The organism is Halobellus salinus (assembly GCF_014646875.1).
Classification (GTDB): domain Archaea; phylum Halobacteriota; class Halobacteria; order Halobacteriales; family Haloferacaceae; genus Haloquadratum; species Haloquadratum salinum.
On sequence record NZ_BMOC01000013.1, the window covers coordinates 27,723 to 54,492 of the forward strand.

Annotated in this window: 29 protein-coding genes; 21 read left to right on the forward strand and 8 right to left on the reverse strand. The window is 68.7% G+C overall.

Features of this window, described 5'->3' with window-relative positions; genetic code table 11:
* The first annotated feature begins 190 nt into the window (after positions 1-190).
* Together IEX72_RS10500 and IEX72_RS10505 are read left to right on the forward strand one after the other, a co-directional pair.
* The gene (locus tag IEX72_RS10500; RefSeq protein ID WP_188787341.1) at positions 191-631 is read left to right on the forward strand and encodes a hypothetical protein; all 441 of its coding nucleotides are present in this window, start codon (positions 191-193) and stop codon (positions 629-631) included.
* Positions 632-773: 142 nt separating this feature from the next.
* Complete coding sequence (locus tag IEX72_RS10505) at positions 774-2,699, forward strand: DHH family phosphoesterase (RefSeq protein WP_188787342.1); 1,926 nt, start codon at positions 774-776, stop codon at positions 2,697-2,699.
* 30 nt (positions 2,700-2,729) lie between these two features.
* Here the strand turns inward: IEX72_RS10505 and IEX72_RS10510 are convergent, their stop codons facing one another.
* Entirely contained in the window at positions 2,730-4,412 is a 1,683-nt protein-coding gene (locus IEX72_RS10510; protein ID WP_188787343.1) for a phospholipase D-like domain-containing protein, read from the reverse strand.
* 84 nt (positions 4,413-4,496) lie between these two features.
* The gene (locus IEX72_RS10515; RefSeq protein WP_188787344.1) at positions 4,497-5,867 is read right to left on the reverse strand and encodes a HEAT repeat domain-containing protein; all 1,371 of its coding nucleotides are present in this window, start codon (positions 5,865-5,867) and stop codon (positions 4,497-4,499) included.
* A 509-nt stretch (positions 5,868-6,376) separates the two neighbouring features.
* On the opposite strand from IEX72_RS10515, the gene IEX72_RS10520 reads away from it, so the two are divergent.
* Positions 6,377-6,532: a hypothetical protein gene (locus tag IEX72_RS10520; RefSeq protein WP_188787345.1), complete on the forward strand. Its 156-nt coding sequence runs from the start codon at positions 6,377-6,379 to the stop codon at positions 6,530-6,532.
* 83 nt (positions 6,533-6,615) lie between these two features.
* On the opposite strand, the gene surE is transcribed toward IEX72_RS10520, so the two are convergent.
* The 3 genes from surE to IEX72_RS10535 all read right to left on the reverse strand — a co-directional run bounded on the left by surE (position 6,616) and on the right by IEX72_RS10535 (position 9,965).
* On the reverse strand, positions 6,616-7,419 hold the full coding sequence (surE, locus tag IEX72_RS10525) for a 5'/3'-nucleotidase SurE (protein ID WP_188787346.1): 804 nt from the start codon (positions 7,417-7,419) through the stop codon (positions 6,616-6,618).
* Positions 7,420-7,674: 255 nt separating this feature from the next.
* A complete protein-coding gene (locus IEX72_RS10530) occupies positions 7,675-9,123 on the reverse strand; it encodes a small ribosomal subunit Rsm22 family protein (protein ID WP_188787347.1) in 1,449 nt (482 codons plus the stop codon).
* Positions 9,120-9,965, reverse strand: coding sequence for a prephenate dehydrogenase/arogenate dehydrogenase family protein (locus IEX72_RS10535; protein ID WP_188787348.1), 846 nt, complete (start codon positions 9,963-9,965; stop codon positions 9,120-9,122). Before IEX72_RS10535 ends, IEX72_RS10530 begins: the two co-directional genes overlap by 4 nt.
* A gap of 270 nt (positions 9,966-10,235) precedes the next feature.
* On the opposite strand from IEX72_RS10535, the gene IEX72_RS10540 reads away from it, so the two are divergent.
* Positions 10,236-10,739: a hypothetical protein gene (locus tag IEX72_RS10540; protein WP_188787349.1), complete on the forward strand. Its 504-nt coding sequence runs from the start codon at positions 10,236-10,238 to the stop codon at positions 10,737-10,739.
* 82 nt (positions 10,740-10,821) lie between these two features.
* On the opposite strand, the gene IEX72_RS10545 is transcribed toward IEX72_RS10540, so the two are convergent.
* The gene (locus tag IEX72_RS10545; protein WP_188787350.1) at positions 10,822-12,009 is read right to left on the reverse strand and encodes a M24 family metallopeptidase; all 1,188 of its coding nucleotides are present in this window, start codon (positions 12,007-12,009) and stop codon (positions 10,822-10,824) included.
* Positions 12,010-12,119: 110 nt separating this feature from the next.
* On the opposite strand from IEX72_RS10545, the gene srp19 reads away from it, so the two are divergent.
* The 3 genes from srp19 to IEX72_RS10560 all read left to right on the forward strand — a co-directional run bounded on the left by srp19 (position 12,120) and on the right by IEX72_RS10560 (position 14,068).
* Positions 12,120-12,401, forward strand: coding sequence for a signal recognition particle subunit SRP19 (gene srp19, locus IEX72_RS10550; RefSeq protein ID WP_188787351.1), 282 nt, complete (start codon positions 12,120-12,122; stop codon positions 12,399-12,401).
* A gap of 5 nt (positions 12,402-12,406) precedes the next feature.
* Positions 12,407-12,634 carry an H/ACA ribonucleoprotein complex subunit GAR1 gene (locus IEX72_RS10555; RefSeq protein ID WP_188787352.1) on the forward strand — a complete coding sequence of 76 codons (228 nt, stop codon included), beginning with the start codon at positions 12,407-12,409 and terminating at the stop codon, positions 12,632-12,634.
* A gap of 333 nt (positions 12,635-12,967) precedes the next feature.
* Positions 12,968-14,068, forward strand: coding sequence for a presenilin family intramembrane aspartyl protease PSH (locus tag IEX72_RS10560; protein ID WP_188787353.1), 1,101 nt, complete (start codon positions 12,968-12,970; stop codon positions 14,066-14,068).
* Positions 14,069-14,081: 13 nt separating this feature from the next.
* Here IEX72_RS10560 and IEX72_RS10565 read toward each other — a convergent pair whose 3' ends face one another.
* Complete coding sequence (locus IEX72_RS10565; protein WP_188787354.1) at positions 14,082-14,564, reverse strand: PUA domain-containing protein; 483 nt, start codon at positions 14,562-14,564, stop codon at positions 14,082-14,084.
* A gap of 148 nt (positions 14,565-14,712) precedes the next feature.
* Here IEX72_RS10565 and IEX72_RS10570 point away from each other — a divergent pair, with 148 nt between their 5' ends.
* A complete protein-coding gene (locus tag IEX72_RS10570) occupies positions 14,713-14,895 on the forward strand; it encodes a hypothetical protein (protein ID WP_188787355.1) in 183 nt (60 codons plus the stop codon).
* A gap of 16 nt (positions 14,896-14,911) precedes the next feature.
* Here the strand turns inward: IEX72_RS10570 and IEX72_RS10575 are convergent, their stop codons facing one another.
* On the reverse strand, positions 14,912-15,409 hold the full coding sequence (locus tag IEX72_RS10575; protein ID WP_188787356.1) for a LabA-like NYN domain-containing protein: 498 nt from the start codon (positions 15,407-15,409) through the stop codon (positions 14,912-14,914).
* 268 nt (positions 15,410-15,677) lie between these two features.
* Between IEX72_RS10575 and IEX72_RS10580 the strand changes: the two genes are divergently transcribed.
* From IEX72_RS10580 to IEX72_RS15375, 13 genes are all read left to right on the forward strand, one after another.
* Positions 15,678-16,763 (forward strand): hypothetical protein, encoded by a 1,086-nt coding sequence (locus IEX72_RS10580; protein WP_188787357.1) that lies wholly within the window; start codon positions 15,678-15,680, stop codon positions 16,761-16,763.
* Positions 16,760-17,350, forward strand: a complete 591-nt coding sequence (locus tag IEX72_RS10585) for a hypothetical protein (protein WP_188787358.1) — start codon at positions 16,760-16,762, stop codon at positions 17,348-17,350. Before IEX72_RS10580 ends, IEX72_RS10585 begins: the two co-directional genes overlap by 4 nt.
* Positions 17,351-17,758: 408 nt before the next feature.
* Entirely contained in the window at positions 17,759-18,679 is a 921-nt protein-coding gene (gene dapA / locus IEX72_RS10590) for a 4-hydroxy-tetrahydrodipicolinate synthase (protein ID WP_188787359.1), read from the forward strand.
* Positions 18,679-19,518: a 4-hydroxy-tetrahydrodipicolinate reductase gene (dapB, locus tag IEX72_RS10595; protein ID WP_188787360.1), complete on the forward strand. Its 840-nt coding sequence runs from the start codon at positions 18,679-18,681 to the stop codon at positions 19,516-19,518. Before dapA ends, dapB begins: the two co-directional genes overlap by 1 nt.
* The gene (locus IEX72_RS10600; protein WP_188787361.1) at positions 19,515-20,357 is read left to right on the forward strand and encodes a 2,3,4,5-tetrahydropyridine-2,6-dicarboxylate N-succinyltransferase; all 843 of its coding nucleotides are present in this window, start codon (positions 19,515-19,517) and stop codon (positions 20,355-20,357) included. Before dapB ends, IEX72_RS10600 begins: the two co-directional genes overlap by 4 nt.
* A complete protein-coding gene (lysA, locus tag IEX72_RS10605; protein WP_188787362.1) occupies positions 20,354-21,682 on the forward strand; it encodes a diaminopimelate decarboxylase in 1,329 nt (442 codons plus the stop codon). Before IEX72_RS10600 ends, lysA begins: the two co-directional genes overlap by 4 nt.
* Positions 21,679-22,599, forward strand: a complete 921-nt coding sequence (dapF, locus tag IEX72_RS10610) for a diaminopimelate epimerase (RefSeq protein WP_188787363.1) — start codon at positions 21,679-21,681, stop codon at positions 22,597-22,599. Before lysA ends, dapF begins: the two co-directional genes overlap by 4 nt.
* Positions 22,600-23,739, forward strand: coding sequence for a M20 family metallopeptidase (locus IEX72_RS10615; RefSeq protein WP_188787364.1), 1,140 nt, complete (start codon positions 22,600-22,602; stop codon positions 23,737-23,739).
* 63 nt (positions 23,740-23,802) lie between these two features.
* Entirely contained in the window at positions 23,803-24,543 is a 741-nt protein-coding gene (locus IEX72_RS10620; protein WP_188787365.1) for an RNase P subunit p30 family protein, read from the forward strand.
* On the forward strand, positions 24,515-25,165 hold the full coding sequence (locus IEX72_RS10625) for a class I SAM-dependent methyltransferase (RefSeq protein ID WP_188787366.1): 651 nt from the start codon (positions 24,515-24,517) through the stop codon (positions 25,163-25,165). The genes IEX72_RS10620 and IEX72_RS10625 overlap by 29 nt, the downstream gene beginning before the upstream one ends.
* Positions 25,162-25,641 carry an Rpp14/Pop5 family protein gene (locus IEX72_RS10630; protein WP_188787367.1) on the forward strand — a complete coding sequence of 160 codons (480 nt, stop codon included), beginning with the start codon at positions 25,162-25,164 and terminating at the stop codon, positions 25,639-25,641. Before IEX72_RS10625 ends, IEX72_RS10630 begins: the two co-directional genes overlap by 4 nt.
* Before the next feature lie 4 nt (positions 25,642-25,645).
* On the forward strand, positions 25,646-26,452 hold the full coding sequence (gene psmA / locus IEX72_RS10635) for an archaeal proteasome endopeptidase complex subunit alpha (RefSeq protein WP_188787368.1): 807 nt from the start codon (positions 25,646-25,648) through the stop codon (positions 26,450-26,452).
* 165 nt (positions 26,453-26,617) lie between these two features.
* Complete coding sequence (locus IEX72_RS15375; RefSeq protein WP_268238885.1) at positions 26,618-26,752, forward strand: hypothetical protein; 135 nt, start codon at positions 26,618-26,620, stop codon at positions 26,750-26,752.
* Positions 26,753-26,770: the final 18 nt, after the last annotated feature.

Here is a 26,770-nt window from a genome sequence, read left to right on the forward strand (position 1 = left end):
TCGTAAGCCGTGCGAACGACAGCGAAGCCATCGAGTCGAGAGTGCGGGGGCTTCCGCGCCCGTCTCGCTCCCGTTCTCACCGAGTTTCCCCCTCGCTACACAGCGCTGCTCGGTCAGTCACAAGATTCATACGCCGCGAGAGGGACGCGCGGACGTGTCAATCGACACCGAGAACCTAGAGCAGGAGTTTTTGACACTCACGGACGGCAATCAGACCGAGCTACGGATTGCGTTCGGCCGACTGCTCGAACGGTATGCTGAGGTATACCCACACGTCACGGAGCTCGAAGACCTCGCTGCAAACGGAGACGAGGATGCACCACCACGCTTCGGTGAAATGGTTGATGAGAGCGAGCTCATCGCGTGGAAACGCGAAAACGCGGAGGTTGCTACCGAGATCCGTGACCTGTACGGCGAGTTTGACGAGATGCTCTCGAGCATCGGCGTCGAGTCTGCAGACCCCGTTTCGGACAGAGACGAGGTGGAGCGGGTGATCGGAGCGGACCTGACAGACATGTACCGTGACCTTCTCGTGTCGTCCGCTTTCGTTCACTGGGCGGACCGGGGCGGAGGCGCGTCGGACACGGATAGCGGACTCCTGTCCGGCGTTCGATCGAAACTCACCCGGTAGGTTCCGGCCGGCGGGGGGGTGTGCTGCCGGAGTCGGACCCCCTCGCGTCCACCCGAGGTGTCCTCGGTCGCCCCCCGGCAACCTGCCCACGGCTCACGCAAGATTGTAAAGTCTTAACCCCGGCGCACCACTGTTCACCAGTATGACACCCGATACCGCCGGGGATTCCGGCGGCGAGGCGACTCCGGATTCGGAGTCGGACTCGCGACCTGTGGTATACGACCTCGCACCGGATTGCACCGCCGAAGACGTCGACGTCGGCGCGAACTACCACGCTGTCGTCAACGGCGTCGTGGAGTACGGGATCTTCGTCGACGTCTCCGACGAGGTCTCCGGTCTCGTCCACGAGTCGAACCTCGACCGCTCCTACGAAGTCGACGACCGACTGACGGTCACCTTGTCCGAGGTCCGGGAGAACGGCGACCTCGCCTTCGACGTTTTCCAGGCGTCGACCTACCAGACCATCGTGGTCGACCACGACCCCGTGCTCACGCCGGTCGCGAACCTCGATGTCGGCGACGAGGTCCACGTCGAGGGACAGGTCGCCCAGATCAAACAGACCGGCGGCCCGACCGTCTTCCGTATCGCCGACGAAACCGGGATCGTCTCCGCGACCGCGTTCCGGGAGGCCGGGGTCCGCGCGTTCCCCGCGATCGACCTCGACGACGTCGTCCGGGTCGGCGGCAGTGTGGAGTCCCACGAGGGGGCACTCCAGATCGAGGTCGACTCGATGGCCCGGCTCAACGGCGACGACGCTACCGAGACCCGACAGCGGCTGGACGCCGCCATCGCGGAGCGCGCCGAACCCACGCCGGTCGAGCCGCTTGTCGAGTGGCCCGCGTTCGAGAGGCTCCGCGGCGACCTTCGGGACCTCGCCCGGCTGCTCCGCCAGACCGTTCTCGAGGGGCGCCCGATCCGCGTCCGCCACCACGCTGACGGCGACGGGATGTGTGCGTCGGTGCCGGTCCAACTGGCGCTCTCGAACTTCATCGAGGAGGTCCACGACGACGAGGACGCTTCGCGGCACCTCATCAAGCGACTTCCGTCGAAGGCGCCGTACTACGAGATGGAGGACGTGACACGGGATCTGAACTTCGCCCTGGAAGGGCAGTCGCGACACGGCCAGCGGCTTCCCTTCCTCCTGATGCTCGACAACGGGTCGACCGAGGAGGACGTCCCCGCCTACGAGAACCTCGCCCACTACGATATGCCGATTGCAGTCGTCGACCACCACCATCCGGATCCCGACGCGGTGGAGGACCTGCTCGCGGCCCACGTCAACCCCTACCTCTACGATGAGGACTACCGGATCACTACCGGGATGATGTGCGTCGAGCTCGCGCGGATGATCGACCCCGACGTGACCGACAACCTCCGACACGTCCCCGCGGTCGCGGGGCTCGCGGACCGGTCGAAGGCAGAGGTGATGGAGGAGTTCATCGGGCTCGCGGAATCCGAAGGCTACGACCGAAGCCGCCTGCTTGACGTCGGCGAGGCGCTGGACTACGCCGCCCACTGGCTCCGCTACAACGACGGCCAGTCGCTGGTCAACGACGTGTTGAACGTCGGCTGCGACGACGAAGACCGCCACCGCGAGCTCGTCGACTTCCTCGCGACGCGAGCCGAGCGCGACGTAGAGCGGCAGATGGACGCCGCGGCGTCACACCTCGAACACGAACGGCTCGACTCCGGCGCGCACCTCTACACCGTCGACCTCGACGAGTGGGCCCACCGCTTTACGTACCCCGCGCCGGGGAAGACCACCGGGAAGCTCCACGACCGACAGGTCACGGAACACGGCGAACCAGTCATCACCATCGGCTACGGCCCCGACTTCGCGGTGCTCCGGTCGGACGGCGTCCGGCTCGACATCCCGCGGATGGTCTCAGAGCTCAACGAGGAGGTCGTCGGCGGCGGCGTCTCCGGCGGCGGCCACCTCGTGGTCGGGTCGATCAAGTTCGTGAAGGGGATGCGCGAGGACGTCATCGACAGCCTGGTCGACAAGATGGCTGACGCAGAGCTCGACGCGGAGCTCTCCTCGCAGGCGGTCGTTGACACCGACCTGTAGTGTCATCCGTCCCGCGTCCTCTCGACACACTCACTCGAATTCGACCGTCCGCCGAAGCACGAACCCCGCCAGCACGACTGCCGCAACCCCGCCCGCGGCGAGCGTTGCGTGGAGCCGCCACCTGTCGATATCGGTCCCGGGGTCGGCTCCGCCTCCGGCCGCGGCCTCCCAGTCGGACTCGAACGTGCGGCCGTAGTACGATGCGGACTCCCTGCTGCGGAGCGCGACGACGACCTCCCGGTTCTCCCTCGCGGCGTGTTGGTTCCAGTTGAGACTTCCCAGGAGCACGGTCCGGCCGTCGATCACGGCGCCTTTGGCGTGGATCTTCTCGAACCGGTCGGCGGGCACAGCGATCCGGGCCTCGATCGGGAGGCCGCGGTCGCTCAGCCGGTCGACGTGGGCGACCAGTTCACAGTTCGATTCCTCGTCGTACCACGCGTTCGAGAGGAGAATCCGGACTTCGACGCCGCGCTCGGCGGCCACGACGAGCGACTCGAAGTACGGTCCCGACGGGTCAAGGCGGGGTGAGATCACGTCCACGGTGTCGTTTGCGGCCTCAATCGAGCGCCGCGTCGCGTTCCCGGCGTTCCCAGGGGCGGTCAACACGCGGACGCTGCCGACCTCAACCGACGCCGGGTCGAACGCGGTGTCGTACGACCCAGAGGCCGGATCAACCTCGACGAACGACGCGTTGCGCCGCCGGTCGCGCCACGGGATCGCGTCAATCCCGTCGGCGTCGTGGGCGAACACCGACGCGAGCGCGTCGGCAGTGCGTTCAGAGCGGATCCGGACGCCCCACCCGCGGCTGCTCCGGCCACCCGTGCCCGCGGGCTTCCAGTTCTCCGTGAGCACGAGCGCCTCGTTGTCGACGACGGCGAACTTCGGGTGGTAGTACGCGAAGCGGGCGTGAGGCCCGTCGATAGTGCGGACGTCGACGCCGCCCGCAGCCAACCGGTCGAGTTGGTCGCGCTGCCGCGTCGTCATCCCGCCGATCGGGCCGCCGTCGAGCACCACCCTGACCCTGACACCGCGGTCGACAGCCGAAAGCAACACGTCGGCGACGCGAGGAGATGCGAACGTGTAGCCCGCGACCAGGATCCGACGGTTAGCGCTCCGGAGGGTCTCAAGCGGAACGTCGGGCGCATCCGGGAGCACGAACGCGGTCGCTGTCGCCGGGCCGGTCGCGACGGCCTCCCGTCGGTCAAGGCCGCGGGGAGTCCACCGGCCGGTGGTCGCGTTCAGTCGTTCGCCCTCGTTCGTGCTCTCGTAGCCGACGCGGTCAACGACAGTCCCGTTCCGCCGGAGCACGAGCCGCTCGCCGCTGTTGGCGAGCGAAAGGTCGGCCTCGACCACCGGCACGCCGACGAGGTCACGGGTCAGATTCGGGGTTGTCGACACCGCAATGGGGCCGTCGGGCGGGAGTGAGACGGTGGTCTCGCCGTCCGACAGCGACAGGTTCGACGCGCCCGCGGGAGCGACGAGGACGTACTCTCCGCTGTCGCCGTCGGCGACGGGATCCGGGAAGACGGAGACGATGTGTGGGTCAGTGTGAGCCGGCGCTGGCGCCTCCGTGCCCGGCTCCGAGCCGCCAGCGACGGGCGGAGCAGCGGCGAGCGACGCGCACACAACGAGCGCGACACACACCAACTGAGCCACACGGGAGGCCGCAGGCTCCGTGGCTCGGTCGGGGGCCGCGGCGGGTCGCCGGAACACGGGGCGTCTGGCCCCCCGACCGTATTTGAATTTACGGGGGCTGGAAAACGAGACGGGGAGGAAACACCGCAGTGTGACGGGGCCTCACGCGGTCGGCGCTTCAGCGTCGGCGTCGGCGTCGCCGTCGTCCAGCGCGTCGGCCGCGAGGTCGGCCTCGTGTTGGACGAGGTACGACCGCTCATCGGTGTACGCCGCGGCGGCTTCTAACGCGTCTCGGGTCCCGATCTGCCGGAGCGCCCACGCCGCGGCGGCCCGGACGGTTTCGACGCCGTCGGATTCCAGCGTCTCCGCCAGCGGGTCGATCGCGCGCCCATCGCCGATGAGTCCCAGCGCGCGCGCTGCGTACGGCCGGACATTGTCGTTATCCATCTCGAGTTTGTTCGCGAGCGCCTGTGTAGCTTCCTCCGAACCGATCTCGCCAAGCGCGCGAAACGTCACCTTCTGGAGTCCGGGGTCGGAGTCGGCGTCGACGTACTCGATCAGGGTCTCGACAGCCTCGTCAGCACCCGCACCCATCCGACCCAGTGCCTTGATCGCCTTTTTGTTCCGGCGCTGGGCGAGTTGGTGCAACTCCTCGAACGCGTCGGGGTTCGCCATCCGGATCAGCGCGTCCATACAGTGACCCTGCATGAACTCGGATTGGAGGCTGTCCTTCGCGAGCAGGACCATGTCGACGCGGCCGCGCGTCTCCCACTCTTTCAGCGCCGAAAGCTCCGGCGGGAAGTCCTTGTAGTGGCCGAGCACGTCGTAGAACCCCTCGGCCATCAACTGCTCGTTGACTTCGAGGTCGTCCCACTCCTGAGCGTCCTCCAGGCCCGCTTCGAGGTCGTCTGTCGCCTCGAGCAGCGCCGCGATGGGTTCGGCGTCGTCGTCGGGGTCCAGGTCCGCGTCCGCGACCGCGGCAACGGCGTCGTCAAGCGTCGTCGCGAGAGTTTCCGGGTCGGCCGGGGCGTCCGCCCCGTCGTCGTCGGCATCCACGTCCTCGTCCGTATCGGCGTCCACGTCGTCGGCGATGTCGGTGCCGAGCACCTCGTCGACCTCGTCGGCGAACGCCGCGACGGCGTCGGCGACCGCGGGCCCGCCCTGGTCGGTCCATCGCGTCCCCGTCAGCGTCGCACTCGCGGACTCGATGGCGTCGGTCACGTCCTCGGCGTAGGGACCGCGGTGGGCTTCGAGGTCGTCCCGGAGGTCGGACACGCGGGATTCCAGTGCCTCCCCCGGGTCCTCCTCGTCCTCGTCGTCGGGGACCGGGAGGTCGGTGTCCTCGAGGTCGGCCGCCACGGCGTCGAGGATCGCCTCCACGTCGTCAAGGTCGGCCTCCGTCTCCGCGGCGTCGAGGTCGGGTTCGACCCCGTCGAGACGGTCGTTGAGGGTGTCGGGCGTCGCGTCTGTCGGCTCGTCGGACCCCGCCGTCCCGTCGGATTCGGCGGCGCTGTCGTCGTCCTCGTCGCTCATACGCCGAATATCCGTCCGTACCCGAAAAGAGCGTTTCCCTTCGGTCTCCGCGCCGGCGTGGCCGCCGGCCGACGGGGGGCGGCGGGACGACGCCACACCAGAAGTCACCTCCGGGGACGACGGCTCCGCCGGACCCCGACCGCAACGGCTGGGATTCCGCAGCGTATGGCGGCCCCTGCTCGTTCGTTAACGAGTCTCGATCGGGCGTTGGCGAGCTGTTCGATCACCCGACCCGACGAGCGGGTCCTCGGAGTAGGGTGTGAGACCGATCACCTCACCGATCGGATCGCCGAGTCGGGTGCGGAAGTAGTCGTGCTCGGCAAGGATGAGGGGTGCTCGCAACAGCGCGGGCCCCGTCCCCGACCCGATGGATCCGGCGGGCCGACGCCCGCGACCTTGACGTCAGAAAGCCGTTCGATACTGGGGTGTTGATACTGTCGGCTATAGTCGCGTGACGTATTTCGACACCCCGGGGTGTCGAAAATCTTCACGTAGTTATAGCCGACAGTATGAGTGCGGTGCTCCACTGGATCGACAGCCGGGAGGCGGTGCTCCACTGGATCGACAGCCGGGAGGCGGTGCTCCACCGGATCGACAGCCGGGAGGTGGGCTCCGGTCGGCCGCCGACGCGCTCCGTCCCGGCGGGCGGTTCATTACGGAGTTGAACCGAGCGGAGAACGTCGCGATCATCGTCGACACGGAGCTTTCAGCGTGGCTGAAGACGTTCGGCGGCCGACTCCGGGCGGAATCAGACCGTCTCCGGGTACGCCTCCGCGAGGCCGTCGAGCGCGTCGTGGCCCTCGGTGGTGTGCGGCGCGGTCAACGGCGACACCGACACGTGACCTTCCACGACCGCGCGCCGGTCGGTGCCCTCGGGGTCCGGGAAGTCGTCCGCGCGCATCCGTTCCCAGATGCGGTCTTCGAGCGTGATTTGTCCCTCACCGTCGTGATTGGCGGTCATGTCGTACAGCGTCGAGGGGCGGGTTATCTCGATCGGCGCGACCGGATCGTCGGCGGCGGCGATCGGGGCGTTGAGATTCAGATATCCGGTTCGTTCGAAGACGCCGGCGTCTACAGCGTGCCGGAGGAGGTACCCCGTCGCGCGGGTGGCGTTCCGGAACTCCGCCGGGGACGTGGCCTGCTCGTGCCACGGGACCTCGCCGCCGCCGGGGACGTACAGCGAGGTCGCGATCGCGGGGACACCGAAGAACGCGGACTCAACCGCGGCACTCACCGTGCCCGACCGCCCGAGGACGTACGCGCCGAGGTTCGCCCCCTTGTTACACCCCGAGACCACCGCGTCCACGTCGGGACAGAGCGCTTCCAATCCCGCGACGATGCAGTCCGCCGGGGTCCCGTCAATCGCGTAGCCGAGGCTGTGCTCGTGGACCGCGGCGTCGGTCGACAGCTGCCGCCCCACGGCGCTTTGATCATCCATCGGCGCGACTGCGGTCACGTCGGCCCAGTCGGCGAGTGCGTCGTACAGCGCCCGAAACCCGACGGCGTCGATCCCGTCGTCGTTGGTCAGGAGGACGGAGAGAGAATCGGCCATACACGCACCAGTCCCGGCGAGCGCAAGTAGCTTTTCCACCGACCTTTTGCTGCGGGCGGCTCCGCCGCCCTGACAAAAGCTCGGTCAAAAGCGCGGCGTCGTCACCAGAACGCGGAGCGTTCTGGTTAGCTCACGAGAACCCTGGTTCTCGTGAACGGCCCCTTTGGGGCCTCCTTGGCCCGCTCGCTCACTGCGTTCGCTCGCGGTAGAAGTACCTACACTAACCCAAACCGATCCGCGACAGCGACAACGCCCTCACGCCACCCGCTCGACCACCGTCTCGCGGTCGACGACCAGGTTGTACGCTTCCTCGTCGTCGTTCCACAGACAGAGCACGTTCTCGAAGCTCAGCACGTCGCCGTAGTCGGCCGAAAGCAGCGCGTGGTTCAGCGGATCGTCGGTGGTCGAGACCGCGTAGTGATCCACCGACTGGCTCCCGTCGCCGACCCTGAACAGGGGGTTGGCGTCGGCGTCGTCGGTCAGATCGCGGCTCAGTTTCACCGCCAGGAGGTCGATGCGGTTGGTGATGTGACGCTCCATCTCGGCCATCTTGGCGTGGCGGTCGGAGCTCGCACGGACCGCGGTTCGACGGTCGCCGTCCGGGCGGAGGATCGAATACGAGAACTGAACGGTCTCGTTCGTGAAGGTGCCGTCGCCGGGGATCCGACCGCCCTCGTTGGAATCGGCGTCGCCGCCCTCATCGAGCCGGCGCTGGAACGCGGGGGCGTCGATACCGGGGCGGCGGTCGAACGACCACCCGCGGTCGGTCGGCGCCGCGTCGGGCCAGAGCCTGAGCGTCGGCGCGTAGACCGCGGCTCCGGCGTCGGGGGGTGCGAGCGCCCGCTCGACCCGCCTGAGCCCGATACTGGTGTTGCGGTCGGCCGGTGCAAGCGCGACGAACGAGCCGTCGGCGGCGACCGCGTTGAGGTACTGGGCGGCCACCGACTCGGGGTCGTCGAGTTCGCTCAGGACGTTCGCGAACAACACCAGGTCGAAGCCGCCCTCGGCGTCGGCGACGGCGCCGGGGTCGACCGACTCCGCCGTCTCGCGGTGGATCGTCGACCGGAAGTTGCGGCCGGTCTCGTCCAGCAGCCGGTCGAGCACGTCGGCGGCGGCGGAGGGTTCGATCGCGTGGTAGTCGACAACCGCGTCGTCGGGGAGGTAGTCATAGAGGCCGAGCGCCGGGCCGCCGGCGCCGGCGCCGACGTCGAGCACGCGGAGCGTCCGGGGGAGCCGCTCCCGTGTGGCGAGGTCGTCGAGGACGTAGCCGGCCGCGGCGTAGTAGTTCGGGAGGTGATACACTGCGTACGCTACGGCGGTCTCGCCGTCGTACTCGACGTCGTTCCGGCGGTAGTAGTCCGCCTTGAGCCGGGAGATCGTCTCCCGCAGCCGGTCACCGCTCTCCCCGCGGTGCCAGTTGGCGCCGTGGCGTTCGACGAGCAGGTCCTCGACGGCGAAGGCGTAGGTCTCGGGGAACGCTCCGGGCTCCCACCCCGGTTGCGGCGCGGGGTCGTCCTCAACCGGAACGAACGTGCCGTCCTCGAGTTCCCTGAGCCCGAGGTCGAACGCCTCCTCGCGGAGGACCTCCCGGACGACCGCCGGGTGGGGAGTGCCGCCGACGTAGTCGACGAGTTCGTCGGGGTCAATGGGGCGGACCCGCCGCAGGTACTTCGCGGTGTCGCGGATGGCCTCGCGGTCGATCACGCTCCGGGCTCTCCGGTCCCGCCAGTCCCGTCGACGTTGCCAGCCCCCCCAGTGCCGTCAGTCCCGTCGTCGGCGTTGCCGCCCCGATTGCGGCGGGCGTGGTTGCCCGCCTCCTCGTAGAGCTGCTCAAACGCGTCGCCGTCGGCGTCGGCGACCCGATGTGCGGCGTCGGCCACCGCGTCGGCACCCTCGAAGGACCCCTGTATCTCTCGGTACACCCGTGGAGTGCCGCCGGTCACGGTCTCGACCAACTCCGACAGGTCGCGGGAAACCGGCGTCGCAAACTCCTCGCGAACGCCCGCAGCCGACAGCGCGTACGCCAAGATCGCGGTGTGGGCACCGGCTTGGACGGTCTCCATTGCGGTGTCGTGCTCCTCGGGCGTGGTCTCGAACGTGTGGTTCCCGCCCGCGGCGACCGCGTCAAGCACTTCCTCAGTCACCGGGCCGGGAGCGTCGCGCACGACCGCGACGTTGCCGGGGGCGTTCTCGGGGGCGAAAAGCGGGTGAAGGCTCACCCGCTCGCGGTCCGGCAGGTGGTCGCGCATCGCCGCCACTGGATCCGCCATCACGCCGGTCACGTCGACCATCGCCCGCGACGCCCGGTCGGCGTGGGCGGCGACCGCCTCTCGAACCACGCCCATCGGGACCGCGAGACACACCACGTCGAAATTCTCAGCGGTGTCGAGGCCGACCACCCGGCCGCCCACTGCGTCGGCAGCGGCGCTCGCGGCGGCCAGGTCCCGGTCGGCGAACGCGATGTCGGTCGGCGGCGCTCGCGCTGACACGAGCGTCCGGCCAGCCCACCGCCCCATCGCGCCCGATCCCACGACGAGTACCTCCATCGAAGCCGACTACGCGCTGCCGGAATCAAAAGGGGTTCGATGCTGTACCCGTTGGGGGTTCACCGAGGGCGGCGGAACTGCACTCCGCAGCGTATCGGCTGTGATATTCGGGGCGTCAGGGTTATTATACGGCGCGCTTAGAATGCTACTGAGACACCGAGAGTCCGTTACAGACCGGCCGAGGCGCGGCAGACATCCCCCGCCGGGTGTGGGGGAAAGAGCGTCGCACGCGTTGCCGTTCTCTGGTAAAACGCGACCCGGACACCACAGATGAAATTCCCAACCGTCCCCGGACGGGACACACGCGGTACCCGTCTCGCGTTGCCCGATGACCTCAACGGTGAACAGACGCTTCTCGTCGTCAGCTTCCACCACCGGCAGCGGTCGCTGGTGGGGTCGTGGCGACGGTTCGCCGAGGAATTGAGCGAGCGGTTCGAACACTTCGGGTACTACGAACTCGTCGTGGGCGCGAGGTCCGGAATGGTGCCGCCGAGTGTCAACGGCGGGTTGTCACAGCCGAGCGCGACGTACCGCCAACACGACAACACGATCCGTGTGTCCGTCGACAAGACGGCGTTCCGCCGCCGACTGGGGATGGTCGGTGAACAGACGATCTACGCGTTCCTGCTGGAAGACGACTACGTCGTCCGTCGGGAGGCAGGGGTGCTCACCCCGTCGGTGGGAGAGGGCCTCGAGTCGCTGCTGGAGTCGTACCGTGACGCGAAACACACGCGCCTCACCGGCACCGAGAGCGCGGGCGAGTCCTCGGGGTAGTCCGCCGCCGCGGGCGCCCCGCAGCGGGGCGCTTCCTGCCCGAGCACCCACTTCGGTGGACGGTCGTCGTTCGGCCTGTGTGCTACACCCGGAGTCCGATCGGGTACTCGGTCAGGTTCTCGTAGCCGTCGTCGGTGACCACCATCAGGTCCTCGATCCGAACGCCGCCGACCGACGGGTCGTAGAGGCCGGGTTCGACCGTGATGACGTGTCCGGGACGGAGTTCGTTGCCGTCGGGGGCGACCCGCGGCAACTCGTGGACATCGAGGCCGACGCCGTGGCCCGTGGAGTGAATGAACCCGGTTTCGGCCGTCGGGTCCGACCGGAGCGTGGGCACCCCGGCGCCCTCGTACACGTCGCAGACGGCGTCGTGGACGGCCGCTCCGGTCACACCGGGTTCGACGGCGTCGAACGCGGCGTCGAACGCCTCGTGGGTGCGGTCGAACCACTCCGAAACGGTGTCGTTGGGGTCACCCACGACGAACGTTCGGGTCATATCCCCGTGGTAGCCGGTGGTCTTCGACCGCGGGAAAATGTCGACGATGATCGGCTCGTCGGGTCGGAGCGGACCGCTCCCCCTGTTGTGTGGGTCGGCCGCGTCGGCCCCGCAGGCCACGATCGTCTCGTCGAGCCCGCAACCGTGTTCGAGCAGTGTCGATTCGATCTCGGTTTTGACCCGTTCGCTGGTCAGGGCCGACCCGTCGTGGTGGAGGACGGGGTCGGCACTGCCGTCCGCGGCCACGTCTGCCTCACGCAGGAGCGCCTCGGCCGCCCGCATCGCCCCCTCGTTGGCTCGCTGGGTGTCCCGGATGTGGTCGATCTCGCTGGGCGTCTTCCGCGCGCGGATCCCGGTTACGACGTCGTCGGTGTCGGGCGTGACTCCGACATCGCGCTTGCGGAGTCGGTCGGCGGGACCGAGCGGGAACCGGTCCGGGGTGGCGACGGAGTCGACGCCCAGATCGTCGAGCCACGCCGCGACGACTCGGGCTTTCGCCTCCTCGGTGCCGTGCTCCGACGCCAACTCGCGGTAGTCGTAGTCCGCCAGCCGCGACACGTCGTCAGCGCGGCTGTCGGTCTTCGCGCGGCCGAACTCCAGGCCGGAGACCAAGATTGCGGTCGCGTCGGGGGTGTAGACGGTCGTGAACGGGTCCGGGGCCGCAAACCCCGAGAGGTACCGCTGGGTCGAGTTCGCGCCGTCGGCGTCGACGAGGTAGCCGTCGAGTCCGGCGTCGGCGAGGTGGTCGTCGAGCGCGGAGAAGTCGGGGTCCATACCCGCCACTGCGGCTCGGGCGAATAAAGTCTCACGGCCCGCGGCACGGCACCGCACGGTTCCCACGCCGGACCACAACGGTATTACGGGTGCGCCGCCGTCGTTCGACTATGGCTGTGGAGAACGTTGTCTGGCCCCGCTACATCGACGCCTCGGTCTCCCGGGGCGACGGCCGCCGGGTCCCGCTGTCGGAGGCGGTCGCGGAGCCGACGGTCGACGAGATCGCGGAAGCCGTCCAGCAGATCGGCTACGACGCCGTCATCGAGCGGGATCAGACCCACCCGCGGGAGTGGGAGCCCCGGGGGCGCGTGTTGGTCCAGGGTGCAGCGGACTCGACGAAGAACGACCTGGTCCAGGCGGTCGCCGCCTACGTCGGGATCCTTCGGGACTGATCGGCGTGGAACGGCTCGGCACCGCCTCGCGGCTGGCTCAGAACCTCCTGATCGTCCGGTGTGACGACACCGACCACCCCGATATCGGCGCGACCGCTGTCGACGAGTCGCTGTCGCGGGTCGGCCGCGTCGTCGACGTGTTCGGTCCGGTCGAGCGTCCCTACGTGGCGGTCACGCCGGCTGACGGCGTTCGCGCCGCGTCGTTGGTGGGTGAGCGACTCTACGCGAAGTAGGGGGTACTATCCAACTCTTCGCGTACACTGGGAGACGCACGAATCACTCACTACAGGTGAACTACCCACCGCGAGCGACCGGAGGGAGCGAGCGGGTCAAGGGCCGACCAACGGGAGGCTCGCGGGCTTTTGGCGCAGCTTTTACCAGCGAGCCGAAGGCGAGCGCAGTAAAAGGTGCGCAGACACGATCCCCGGGTATTCGCGGACAAAGAAGTGAAAATAACGTCGTATGAAGATTCTACGAGTTATCGAAGGAGTGTCGTGACAGCCGATGGACACGGGTGTACGCTCCAAAGCACAACCCCCATAGTGGGTCAGTCGTAACGCCCGGGTATGCGAAGACGCGTCGCCGCTGGCGTCGGGTTCGCCGCGCTGCTGTTCCTCCTCGTCCAACTCGGTGCGCTGGCGCTCGTGCCGACGTTCGACGCCGCGGGCTACCAGACGGTCGAGGATCCCTCGGACCCGACCAACAGCCTGGTGTACATCGGCGCAATCTTGGTCGCGACGGCGGCGATGCTCGCGGCGTTCAAGTTCGACCTCCAGTGGGTCGTCCGCGGGTTCGTGGTGCTCGCGACCGCGTCGCTGTCGTGGTACGTCTTCTCCGTCCTCCTGCCGCCGCTGCCCGCCATCGGCGCGTCGATCGTCGTCGCCGCGGCGCTCGTCGTTTATCCCGAGTGGTACGTCGTCGACACCGCGGGCGTGGTGATGGGCGCGGGCGCGGCGGGGCTGTTCGGGATCAGCTTCGGGCTGCTTCCCGCCTTGGTGTTGCTCACCGTGCTCGCGGTCTACGACGCGATCTCGGTCTACGGCACCGAGCACATGCTCGACCTCGCGGAGGGTGTGATGGACCTGAACCTCCCGGTCGTTCTCGTGGTCCCGACGACGCTGTCGTACTCGCTGCGGGATGCCACCACGGACGTCGGGTCCGGGGACGGCGAGTCGGGAGAAGACGGGAGCGAGGGCGACGCACACGACGGAGGTGACAGCGACAACTCGCCGACCGACACCGACAACTCCCCGACCGACACCGACGACTCGCCGACCGACACCGACAACTCCCCGACCGACACCGACGACTCGGCGACCGACAGCGACGAGCCGGCTGACTCGGACGGCGACGAGTCGAGCATCCGCGACGCGTTCTTCATCGGACTCGGCGACGCCGTGATCCCGACCGTGATCGTCGCGAGTGCGGCCTTCTTCCTCCCAACGGAACTTACGCCGTCGCTCGGCGTGCCCGGACTCCCCGCGCTGACGCTCCCCGCGCTGACTGCGATGGTCGGGACGTTCGCGGGGCTGTTCACCCTCCTGTGGATGGTGTTGAAAGGCCGCCCCCACGCGGGGCTCCCGCTCCTGAACGGCGGCGCGATCGGCGGGTACCTGGTGGGGGCGCTCGCAAGCGGTGTGCCGCTCCTGACCGCGCTGGGGCTCTGAACCCCCGTAACGGCTACTCGTTGCCCTCGCGCACGAAGACCGCGGCGCCGGCCTCGAAGTCGGTCATCGCGTCCGCGGAGAGTTCGGCGCGCCCGACCGCGAGCAGCGTGTCGTCGCCGAGCACGACCGCGACCTCGTCACCCGGGCGGATCGCGGGGTCGACCTCGCGGACGAACTTCGCGAACGCGTTCTTGCCGTCGCGGACGAACGGTTCGCTCTCGGAGCCGACCACGACGCGGGCGGTCGGTGGATCGAACGCCGCCAGCAGCCGTCGGCCGCCCTCGAGCCCGAGCGTGAACCGGCCGTCGGTGCCGTAGGAGACGATCCGGCCCTCGGGGGCGACGACCTGCCGGGGTCGGCCGCCGGTCGACCGGTGGAGAGTCAACTCCTCGTCGGCGTCGGGTGGGAACAGCGCGGCTCCCGCGCCGGCGCCGAACTGGTAGTCGGCGACCGTCCGGAGCTCTCCCAGGGTCGTGTCGGCGGCTGTATCGGTCATACCTCCGATACCGAGCCGGGCGGCAAGAGCGCCGCGGTTCGGCGCCGGGAGTCTGAGGATCGCCGTCCCGGCGGGCCGGGGCGGTAGCGGCGTCGCCGTCCGGGATGTCAGACGTTTCACTGATTGGTTCCGACCCGCATCATAGACGATGATCGGACTCCAAGCGGTGTTTCCGATCGAGCCCGACAAGCTCGACGACGCGGCGGCGATGGAGGCGCACGTCGAGTTCGACCACTTCGGGGAGTTCGAGGCGGCGCTGCCCGAGCCGCTCACGGGCACCCCCGACATCGTCCGGTTCGACGTCGACTCGGTCTCGGACGTCGGGCCGTGAGCGGACCGACTGACGCCTACAACAGGAACGTCTCCTGTCGCTCGGAGAGGTCGAGGAACGTGTCGGCGGCGTCGATCAGTTCGTCGGCGGTCGACTCCTCGAACGCCATCACTTCCACGCGCACGCCCTCGTGGCGGAGGTGCGAACACAGTCGCGAGAAGTCGCCGTCGCCGGTACACAACACGACTGTGTCGACGTGGTTCGCGAGCGTCACCGCGTCGAGACTCATTCCCACGTCCCAGTCGGCCTTCTTCGACCCGTCGCCGAACGTCTTGATCTCCTTGATCTTCGGCTCGAACCCGATGTCGACGAGGGCCTCGAAGAAGCTCTCTTCCTCCGGAGAGTCAGCGCGGACGACGTACGCGATTGCCCGAGTGAGTTCCCGGCCCGACACGCCCTTCTCCAGAAGCGCCGCGTAATCGATGTTCCGGGAGAAGAGGCTCTGGGCGGTGTGATAGAGGTTCTGGGCGTCAGCGAGCATCGCGACCCGCTGACTCGGATGGATCTCGGTCATACAGTCCTTGGGGACGGCATCCTACATGAATGTCCGGTCCCGCGGCGGTGGTGGACGGACTCGTACGTCCCTCCGAAACGGCGCACCGTTCGATTTAATTATACCAACTCCCTCCGCTGCTCTGTTATGATCGGTGGCGATCACGCGCCGCAGGGAGTTCCTGCGTCTCGGCCTGGCCGGGGCGGTCCTGATACTGTCGGCTATAGTCGCGTGACGTATTTCGACACCCCGGGGTGTCGAAAATCTTCACGTAGTTATAGCCGACAGTATGAGTACGGCAGGGTGTTCGCAGGAGTTCACGTCATCACCGGACAACGGGGAGGACGAACGCACGCCACCGGACTTAGACGGGACGACCTTCGAGTTCCGGTACGATGCCGAGAACCGCCGCGCCGAGGTCGAGTTCACCGGTGGCACGCCGCTCAGAGCCGGAAACGTACAGATCCGGATTGACTCCGGTATGCGGACATCTTGGGCAGAACTCGGATCCACGACCGCAGACACCGACCAGCGAATGGAGGTCGGATCAGTCGCGGTGCTCGGCGAGGAGATCATCAACTGGGGGGAGCCCGTGTCCCCCGACGACTCGATCCGGCTCGTCTACACCGGTCAGGAGACGCCGGCGACACTCGGCCGGTTCGAGCCCGCCACAACCACAACGCTCACCACGACAGTCCGGACGACGGCGACACCGACCGAGACGGCGACACCGACCGAGACGGCGACACCGACCGAGGCAACCACGGGGACAGCCACGCCGACCGAGACGACCACGGGGACTGCGACACCGACCGAAGCAGCGACGCCGGCCGAGACGGCAACGCAGACCGACACGACCACGCTGGAGGACGACACCCAACCGTCGATCACGGCGTTCAGCCTCGCGAACCCGTCGGGTCGCCGGCTCAGGCCATCGTTCGATTCGAGCGAGCGACTCGACGAGGTCACCGTGGAAGTCAGCGGAGCGGAGTCGACGACACTGACCGCCAGCGCGTTCTCGGAGACGGAGACCCAGGATGGGACGTACCGGTACGAAGCAACGTACACGCCGTCGATCGATGGGGCGTTCACCGCAACGCTGCGGCGGGCGGTGGACGCAAGCGGTGACGACGGCGCCAGCGGGCAGTCGGTGCAGTTGTCGGTGATCACTACGGAGACGATCCGGTCCGCCGACGGGAGTCTCGCGCTCGACCCGCCGGAGTCCGGAGACACGCACGCCGGCTTCTTGGGTGATGTCCGCTACGACGGAACCACGCTGGCTCCAAGCGTGAGCGCGTCGCCGCGGCTCCCCCCGGTGACCTGTTCCAGTTCGTCGAGCGCGATCGGTTGGAGCGTGTCGAGACGGCTGCGGTGAGCGGGTACAGAGCTGTCGACGACTACACCTCGAACGACTACACGCTCCGGATCACGAGTGCTGTCGTCGTCGATAACGATGGCGACAGCGGCCTCGTCTCGATGGAGCTCACGAACACGGGTAGCGGGACCATCGAGCTCGACACCCCCAGCTCCTACGTCGGGCAGGAGACGAGTGTGGCTTACCTCGGGTTCGTCGAGTCACAACGCGGAAACGGCGACGAGTACAAGTTCTACGTCTCAGAGGACACCCGCCGGAGCTTCTCGGAGGTCGGCCAGTGGGAGACGTACGAGATCGCCGGCTCGATACCGTTTGTGATGGCATCGAACAGCGACTACTCGGTCGCGGTCGGCGTGGGTGATGGGCCGGCGGATACGAACCTCGCGATGACGGAAACCGATCCGCCTACACTGATCCGGATCTTCACGAACCGGGTCGTGCTGGATCCCGAGGAGACGGTGGAGTGGCAGCTTCCGTACACCGGACTCGGGACCGGAGACCTGCCCGCCGACGAGGCGCGTAACCGGATTGAAGCGGCGTCGTCGCTACCGATCCCGGACGACAGCGAGTGGGAGATCTTCGGGTGACCCGGCCTCGGGCGGAACCCACCGACGCCTGACCCGCTGTGGCGACGCGTCCGCCGGTGTGGTCCCTCGATCGACCGGAGAGACGAAACGTATATTATTCCACACGTCCTGTACGCGAACGTGCGACGCGCTATGCCGTCCGCGAGAGACTCGACGCCCTTGCGAGCGACGGGTGGCGCCCCCGCTTTTCTGAAGAAACGTGCACGCTGATACGGGTCGTCGGCGTTGACTGCCGGCCGTCGCCGAACCGCGCCGGTGACGGTCTGACGTCCGGTACGACGATCCGTCCGACGCCCCGAGCGGGAGTGGCACCCCCGTTCGTGGCGGCCTCCTGGCAGGCGCACTGCGCGTACGACCGAGCGTCGACCGACAAACCCTACACAGACGGGGTCACACCTTACACCACCCATGACAGACATCGACTTCACCGGCGTGTTCCCTGCGATGACCACGCCGTTCGCACCCGACGGACGCATCGATCACGAAACCCTCGCCGAAGACGCCCAGCGGTTGGAGAACGCCGGCGTCGCGGGGCTCGTCCCCGCTGGCTCCACCGGCGAGAGTGCGACGCTCACCCACGACGAACATATCGAAGTCGTCGAAACGGTCGTTGAGGCCGTCGACGACGTGCCCGTGATCGCGGGGTCGGGGTCGAACTCGACGCATGAGGCGGTCGACCTCTCCCGGCGGGCCGCCGGCGCCGGCGCCGACGCGCTGCTTCTGATCTCGCCGTACTACAACAAGCCCGAACAGGCCGGATTCAGACGGCACTTCCGCGCGGTCGCCGACGCGGTCGACCTGCCGCAGATCGTCTACAACGTTCCGGGCCGGACCGGAAAGAACGTCGAGCCCGAGACGGTCGCCGAACTCGCCATCCACGGGAACATCCGGGCGTACAAGGCCGCAAGCGGTGACGTCGCACAGATCTCGGAGGTCATCGAGCACACCCGCGGCGAGGATCTCGCGGTCCTGTCGGGCGACGACGCGCTTACACTGCCGGTCTGTTCGCTGGGCGGCCGCGGCGTGATCTCCGTCGCCGGCAACGTCGAGCCCGAACGGACCGTCGAGTTGGTCGACGCTGCCCTCGCGGGCGATCTCGACCGCGCGCGCGAGCTCCACTTCGAGTTGTCGCCGCTGTTCCGGCAGCTGTTCGCCGAGACCAACCCCATCCCGGTGAAGGCCGCGATGGCGATTCGCGGGCACGCACCGGAGACGCTCCGGTCGCCGCTGACGGAGCTCTCCGAGGAACCGCGCGAGGAGCTCGAACGGATCCTGGCGGAGCTTGCGGCCGCCGACGAAGCCGCGACCAACACCACGGAGGCGGCGTGATGGCCGGGCTCCGCGTCGCGATCACGGGCGCCAGCGGCCGGATGGGCGCCGAACTGATCGACGCCGCTGCCGGCCGCGACGACGTCGAATTCGTGCTCGCAGCGAGCCGGACCCCCGAGGCCGTCCCGGGCGGCGACGCCCCCGGCGCGGCCGACGTGGTCGTCGCCGACGCCGACCTCGGCGCTGCACTCCGGGAGCGAGAAATCGACGCCCTCGTCGACTTCACCGTGCCCGAGGCGAGCGTCGGCTACTTGGAGGCGGCCGCCGACGCCGGCGTCGCGGTCGTCGTCGGAACAACAGGGTACGACGAGGATCGACAGGCCGCACTCGACGCCGTCGCCGACCGGGTGCCGTTTCTGAAGGCCTCGAACTTCTCGCGGGGAGTCGCGGCGCTTCGGCGGGCGGTGCAGGCCACCGTTCCCGCGCTCGACGGCTACGACGTCGAGGTCACCGAGACCCACCACAGCGGGAAACTCGACGCCCCCTCCGGGACCGCGGTGACGATCCTCGACGACATCGAGAGCGCGCGTGGTGGCGGTGACCGAGGAGGCGACGGTGCCGACCGCGTCCACGGTCGCGAGGGCGATCAGCCCCGAACGGGAGACGAGATCGGTGTCCACGCCCGCCGGGCCGGCGACATCGCGGGCGAACACGAGATCCTGCTTGCGGGCAACAACGAAGTGGTGGAACTGACCCACCGCGCGGGCTCCCGGAGCATCTTCGCCGCGGGCGCGCTCGACGCCGCGGCGTGGGTCGTGCGTCGCGCCCCGGGACGGTACGATTTCGACGCCGTCTTGAACGCGGACGGCGACGACGGATCCAACGGAGACCGACAATGACACTCGAATCCGACATCGAGAACCTGTGGCAGCGCTACCAGGACGACACGGGAACCGACGCCGTCGGCTCTGCGGCCCAGTCGACGCTGGACGCGTTCCTGGAGGGGCTCGAGACCGGAGAGATACGGGCGGCCGAACAGATCGGCGATTCCGGCCCCGACGCGTGGGAAGTCAACGAGTGGGTCAAGCGGGGAATCCTCCTCAACTTCGGCCTCCGGGAGACGGAGGCCAGAGAGTACGGTGGGGTCTCGTACTACGACGTGTTGCCGCTGCGGTCGACCACCGACCTCGGGGGGCGCGGCACGCGGAACACCCCCGACGGGACCGCGATCCGGCGCGGCGCATATCTGGGATCGGACTGTATCATGATGTCGCCGTCGTTCGTCAATATCGGCGCGCACGTCGGCGACGGGACCTTGGTGGACTCGTGCGACACGGTGGGATCGTGTGCGCAGCTCGGCGAGAACGTCAAACTCGGGGCGAACACCCTGATCGGCGGCGTGTTAGAACCCGTCGAGGACGCGCCCGTCATCATCGAGGACGGCGTGTCGTTGGGTGCGGGCTGTCGTGTCACCTCCGGGTTCCACGTGGGCGAGAACACGGTCGTCGGCGAGAACACGCTGCTCACGCCGCGGATCCCGGTGTACGACCTCGTGACCGACGAAGTCGTCTACGGCCACCTGCCCGCGAACCGGCGGGCGTTCACCCGGTACGTGGAGTCCTCGTTGAGCGATCACGACCTCTTCGAGTCCGGCGCGTACAAGCCCGCGGTCGTCGCGCTCGACATCGCCGAGGACACCCTCGACAACACCCGGCGCGAGGAGGCGCTCCGGGAATGAGCCGGGTCGGCGACGGCGGCCCGGCGGTCCGCCGCCTCGCCGAGTGGGACGCGACGGACCTGCTCGCGCTCGCCGAGGAGTACGACACACCGCTGTACGTGATCGACCGCGACCGCGTCGCCGAAAACTGTGCGCGACTCCGCGAGGCGTTCCCGGACGCCGACATCAGCTACGCCGTGAAGGCACACACCGGCCAGGCCGTCCTCAGAACGGTCAGGGAGGCGGGTCTCGACGCCGAGTGCGCCTCGGCTGGCGAGGTCGAGCGTGCGTTCGAGGCCGGATTCACGGGGAATCGGATCCGCTACACCGCAGTCAACCCGCCCGGACGCGACCTCGATCGGGTGGTCGGGCGGTGGCAGGCGAATCCCGAACTGACGATCACCGTCGGCGCGGCCGACACGGTCGATCGACTCCGGGATCGGGGCTTCGACGGTCGGCTCTGCGTCCGCGCGAACCCCGGTGTGGGTGCGGGCCACCACGAGAAGGTCCGAACCGGTGCGAACGCCAAATTCGGAATCCCGATCGAGCGCGTGGCTGATCTCGCGGAGGCGTGGGCCGCGGAGTTCGACCTCGTGGGCGTCCACGCCCACGCCGGGAGCGGGATCTCCGGCGATGACCTCACCGCACACCGGGAGTTGGTGTCGCGGATGGGTGACCTCGCGCGGGAGGTCGAATCCCGCGGCGGGGGCCTGGAGTTCGTCGACGTGGGCGGCGGGTTCGGTGTACCATACCGGAGCGAGGAACCGCCGCTCGACCTCGACGCGGTCGCGGCGGCGACGCGAGAGGCGCTAGGCGACGTCGCCGGACGCAGTCCGGCGGGCTGCCAAGCGGAGCTTGGTAACGTCGACGCGACGCTATCGATCGAACCGGGGCGCTACGTGGTCGCGGACGCCGGCGTGCTCCTGACGCGGGTGAACACGGTCAAGGAAGCCCGAGACGCGACCGTGGTGGGCGTCGATGCGGGGATGACCACGCTGCTCCGGCCCGCGATGTACGGCGCGTACCACGCGATCCGGAACCTCTCGGCCGGCGTCGACTCCGACACCGATGGGGAGCCGAACGCGACCGGGGATCGCGAGACCGTTCCCGTGACCGTAGCGGGACCTATATGTGAGTCGGCGGACGTACTATGTGAAGAGAGACCGCTGTCGCGGCCCGAACGGGGAGAGGTCCTCGCGGTCGGGAACGCGGGGGCGTACGGATACGAGATGTCGAACACCTACAACACCCGGCCGCGACCCGCCGAGGTCGCCCGGTCGGGCACGACCGTCCGGCTCGTCCGACGACGCGAGACGGCCGCTGACCTCACGGAGTTGGAGCGATGACCGTCCTGCGCCACCAGGTACCGATTGAAAAGTACCACGGCACCGGCAACGACTTCATCGTGGTCGACGCGGCCGAGTCGGTTCCCGACCGGCCGGCGTTTGCGACCACCTACTGCGACCGCGAGACCGGTGTGGGCCACGTCGACTCGGCCCGAACCGACGTCGACTCGGCCCGAACCGGCGCCGACGGCGTGCTCTTTCTCTCCCTGGAAGCGCGCTACTCGCCGCCCCGCGTAGTAATGACGCTTGTCCAACCCGACGGGTCGATCGCCGCGATGTGTGGTAACGGCGCGCGGGTCGCCGCCGCGTGGGCCGCAGAACGCACCGGCGCGACGGAACTGATGATCGACACCCCCGCCGGGACACGCCGCGCGATGGTCGAGGGCGACGACGTGACAATCGAGATGGGCGTGCCGGCGTTCGCGCCGCGGGCGGTGCCGCTGTCCCGCGAGACCGAACTCGTCGAGGAGGACGTCGAAGGGCTGACCGTGACCGCGGTGAACACCGGAGTCCCCCACGCTGTCGCACTCGTTGACGACGTCGATTCGGTCACCCTCGGATCGGTCGCGCCTGCGGTCAGATGCGCCGGCGTGTTCCCGGAGGGCGCGAACGTCACGCTGGCGTCGCGGGCCGATTCCGGTCCCCCCGGGACGACAGACGACGAGGTGCCGCGGTTCCGCCAACGGACCTACGAGCGCGGCGTTGAGGGCGAGACCCGCTCCTGCGGCACTGGGGCGGTCGCGGTCGCGGCGGTCGCGAAGCGTCTGGATCGTCTCGGCGGCCACGACGCAGTGACCGTCACCCCGCCGGGCGGGGACCTCCGGATCACGGTTCCCGACGGCGGAGCGGCGACCCTCTCGGGTCCGGCCGTACGCGAGTTCGAGAGCGAACTCGAGACCGTGGTGCGGTCGGCGTAGATGACTGGTAATCCGACCGCGGACCCTGCACCCGCCGACGGGTTCGATCCGATCGACTTTCTGGAACGGGCTGTCTCCGTGGCCTCGAACAAGGACGTCACCGAGGTGCGTCACCGCCTCGTCGAGGCGATCGAAACCCACGGAATTGACGCCCGCGTCGATAACGCGGGCAATACGCTGGCGTCGAAGGGCGCGAGCGCGTCGGCCGCGACGACCCACCTCGTCCTCAACACGCACATCGACACGGTCTCCCCGCACGTGTCGTTCTCGCGGGAGCAGGGCGACGACGGGACCGACCGGATCCGGGGGCGAGGGTCCTGCGACGCCAAGGGGCCGCTGTCGGCGCTTCTCGCGGCGTTTTTCGCCGCCGATCCTCACGAGACCGCCCGACTCACGCTCGCGGTGACGCCGGACGAGGAGGTGCTCTCAACCGGCGCCGCGGCGCTCGACACCGATGCCGACCTGTACATCGTCGGCGAGCCGACCGGGTTGGACGTCTGTCCCGCGGCGAAGGGCCGGTTCCAGGGCGCGCTGACGCTGTCGGGAACCGCGGCCCACGCCGCCGACCCCGAGTCCGGCGCAAACGCGATTGCGGGGCTGGAAGACGCCCTCGCCGCGATCCGGACGTTCGACGCCGACCGCGACCCCCACCCGCAGTTGGGGCCGGCGACACTCACGCCCACGACTGTCACGGGCGGCGAGGCGACGAACCAGGTCCCGGCACGGTGTGCGGTGGTGGTCGATCGGCGGAGCGTGCCGCCGGAGACCGCCGCGGGGTTCCGGTCGGAGTTGACCGCGGCCGTTCGCGACGCAGTCCCCGACCACCTCGGCGTCGACTTCGCGCTGACCGACCGGCCGACGCCGTTCCTGGAGGCGTTCGCCACCGACGCCGGCCACGAACTCGTCCAGACGCTCGCGACCGCGGCCGAGCGAGCCGGCGGGTCGGGCGCGGTTCGACCCTTCACCGCCGCGACGGAGGCATCGTACTTCGCGCCCGCGCCGGTGGTGGTGTTCGGTCCGGGGGTGCTCGCCGACGACGAGGGCGCGGTGGCGCACGCCGAGCGCGAGTACGTCGCGGTCGCGGACGTCCGTCGTGCGGCTACGGCGCTGACGGACGCGGTGCGGCAGCTGGTCGGGTGAGCGGGAGCCGCGCCGACCCGCGGATCCGTAACGGCCATACGCGCCGGCCGCGTCGGTCGCGGTATGTACGAGGCGGTCTACGCCCACCCCGACGGCGATAGCACGGCCGCCCGGTTCGCGGTGACGGCCGACCGGGACGGGTACGACGGCGTGATCGTTCGCGCGGTCGACGCCCACCCCGACCACGATCGACTCCGGGAGTCACTACCGACCGACCTCGTCGACGCCGCGGAGGTCGTCGCTCCCGACCCACAGCACGCCAGCGGCGCGGTGGGGAACGCCCGCACCGAGCGGACCGTGGTCTGCGTCCGCGGCGGGACCGACGCGCTGAATCGCTTCGCCGTTGAACAGCCCCGGGTCGACGTGCTCTCCAAGCCGTTCGTCGGCGACGGCCGGGGAGACCACCGTCGCGGTGGCGGCTCCGGCGACGTCGATCACGTGCTCGCGAAGGCCGCACGCGACAACGGAGTCCACATCGAGGTGAACCTGGGGCCGGCGCTTCGGGGTCGCGGCGGCAGCCGGGTCCGCCACCTGAAGCGGCTCCGTCGGCTGCATCGGATCGTTGACCACTACGACACCCCGTACGTCGTGAGCGCCACCGCCGAGTCGCACCTCCAGCTCCGGGCACCCCGGGAACTGGCCGCCGTCGGCGAGGAGATCGGGCTCGGCGAGGAGTGGACCCGACGCGGGCTCGACGCGTGGGGCGACCTCGTCGAACGGAACCGGACGCGGCTGTCCGAGTCGTTCATTGCCCCCGGCGTCGAACGTGGCCGGTATGAAGAAGACGATCGCGGAGCACGCTGAGCGGTTTTCCGAAGCGGCGGGCACCTATGACGGCGATCAAGACTCCGAGGAGTACCTGGCGTGTGCGGACCTAGTGGTCGGCCACGCCGCGCCCGACGCCGACGAGGTCGTGCTCGATCTCGGCACCGGTACGGGCGCGATCGCGCTCGCACTCGCGCCGTCGGCGGGCCGAGTGATCGGCCGCGACATCAGCGCCGGAATGCTCGAAGCGGCCCGATCGAAGGCCGCCGACGCGGGGATCGACACCGTCGAATTCGGCGAGGGTCGGTTCCGCGACCCCGGTTACGACGGCCAGGTTGGCGTTGTCACCTCGAACTTCGCGATGCACCACCTCTCGGACGACGAGAAGCGGGAGGCCATCGGGGTCATCGCGGACCTGAACCCCCGGCGGTTCGTGCTCGGTGACGTGATGTTCTTCGGGGAGTCCGACCCCTCGGAGCCGTTCTACGACCCCGCTGTCGACGACCCCGCAACCGTCGGGACGCTCGTTGACACGCTGACCGACGAGGGGTTCGTTCTGGTCGCGGTCGAACGGGTCCACGACCAGGTCGGCGTGCTGGTAACCGAGCGGTTCGGCGAGAGGAGCGAGCGCGCCGGGGTCGTTGGGGGTGGGGTGGAGTGAAACACCTCCCCAAACACCTGCGAGCACGGTGGCGGTACCTCGCCGTTGGGATCGAGACGTGGCCCGACGCCGACGTCGACCGCGCGGCGTTCCAGCGGGAGGTGTGGTACGCCGCCCAAGACCTCTACGGCGACGTCGGCAGCGCCGAGGCCGACCTGACGGTGGTGGAGTTCGATCTCACGGAGGGCGACGGCGAGGCGATCGTCCGGGCGCATCGCGGGGCCGAAGAGCGCGCGCGCGCCGCGGTCGCGTGTCTGGCGGCCGTCGACGGCCACTCAGTCGGCGTCCGTGTCCGCGGGATTTCGGGGACGATGCGGGCGTGTTCGGAAAGGTATTTGAACGGCGGGACCCGAGGTGGTAAGCAGAGAGACGTCGTGTTCGAGAACGAACCTAGCCCTGCCGTCGTCCGTGGAACGCGTTTCGATGTCGACGCCGGGGACGGGTTCGTGGGCGCGACGCGGCTCGATTTCGAGTAATACTATGCAGGGACAAGCCCAACAGCAGGCATACGACCGTGGAATCACGATCTTCTCGCCAGACGGTCGGCTCTACCAAGTGGAGTACGCCCGTGAGGCGGTCAAACGCGGGACCGCAAGCGTCGGCGTCCGGACACCCGAGGGGGTCGTCCTCGCGGCCGACAAGCGGTCGCGCTCCCCACTGATGGAGCCGACGAGCGTCGAGAAGATTCACAAGGCCGACGACCACGCCGGGATCGCCTCGGCGGGCCACGTCGCCGACGCCCGACAGCTCATCGACTTCGCGCGGCGGCAGGCGCAGGTCAACCGCCTGCGGTACGGCGAACCCGTCGGCGTTGAGACACTGACGAAGAACATCACCGACCACATCCAGCAGTACACCCAGGTCGGCGGCGCGCGGCCGTTCGGCGTGGCGCTTCTCGTCGGCGGCGTCGAGAACGGCGACCCCCGCCTCTACGAGACCGACCCCTCCGGCACCCCCTACGAGTGGAAGGCGGTCTCGATCGGGTCGGACCGCGGCGACATCCAGGAGCACCTGGAGGAGAACTACGACGAGGACCTGAGTCTCGACGACGGTGTCGGGTTGGCGCTGCAGGCGATCGCGTCGGCGAACGACGACGAACTCGAAAGCGGCGGCGTCGACGTGGCGACGATCGGTGTCGACGACGAAGCGTTCGTCGAACTCAGCAACGATGAGATCGACGAGTACATCGCTGCGAACGACCTCGAACCGACCGAAGAGGACGAAGAGGACGAAGAGAACGAAGAGGACGAAGAGGACGCAGACGGCGACGAAGACACCGAAGAGTAGTCCCGCAGCGTCCGCATAACTGCGTTCTTTCGATTCGGTACGATCTTGCTCCGACAGTCTGTCCGCTGACAGTTCCGACGGTGATCGGCTCGTGAGAGTTGCGAAATCTGGTACAGAGATGCACCCTGCGAGGATTTTGCACCCGCCGTGGAGTCGGTCGGTGTAGTGCACTGGCCGCGACCGACCGGAGGGAGCGAGCGGGCTAAGGAGTCCTCAACGGAGCGGGCCAAGGAGTCCTCAACGGAGCGAGCCAAGGAGTCCTCAACGGAGCGAGCCAAGGAGTCCTCAACGGAGCGGTGACGCCGCGACTGAGAGGGT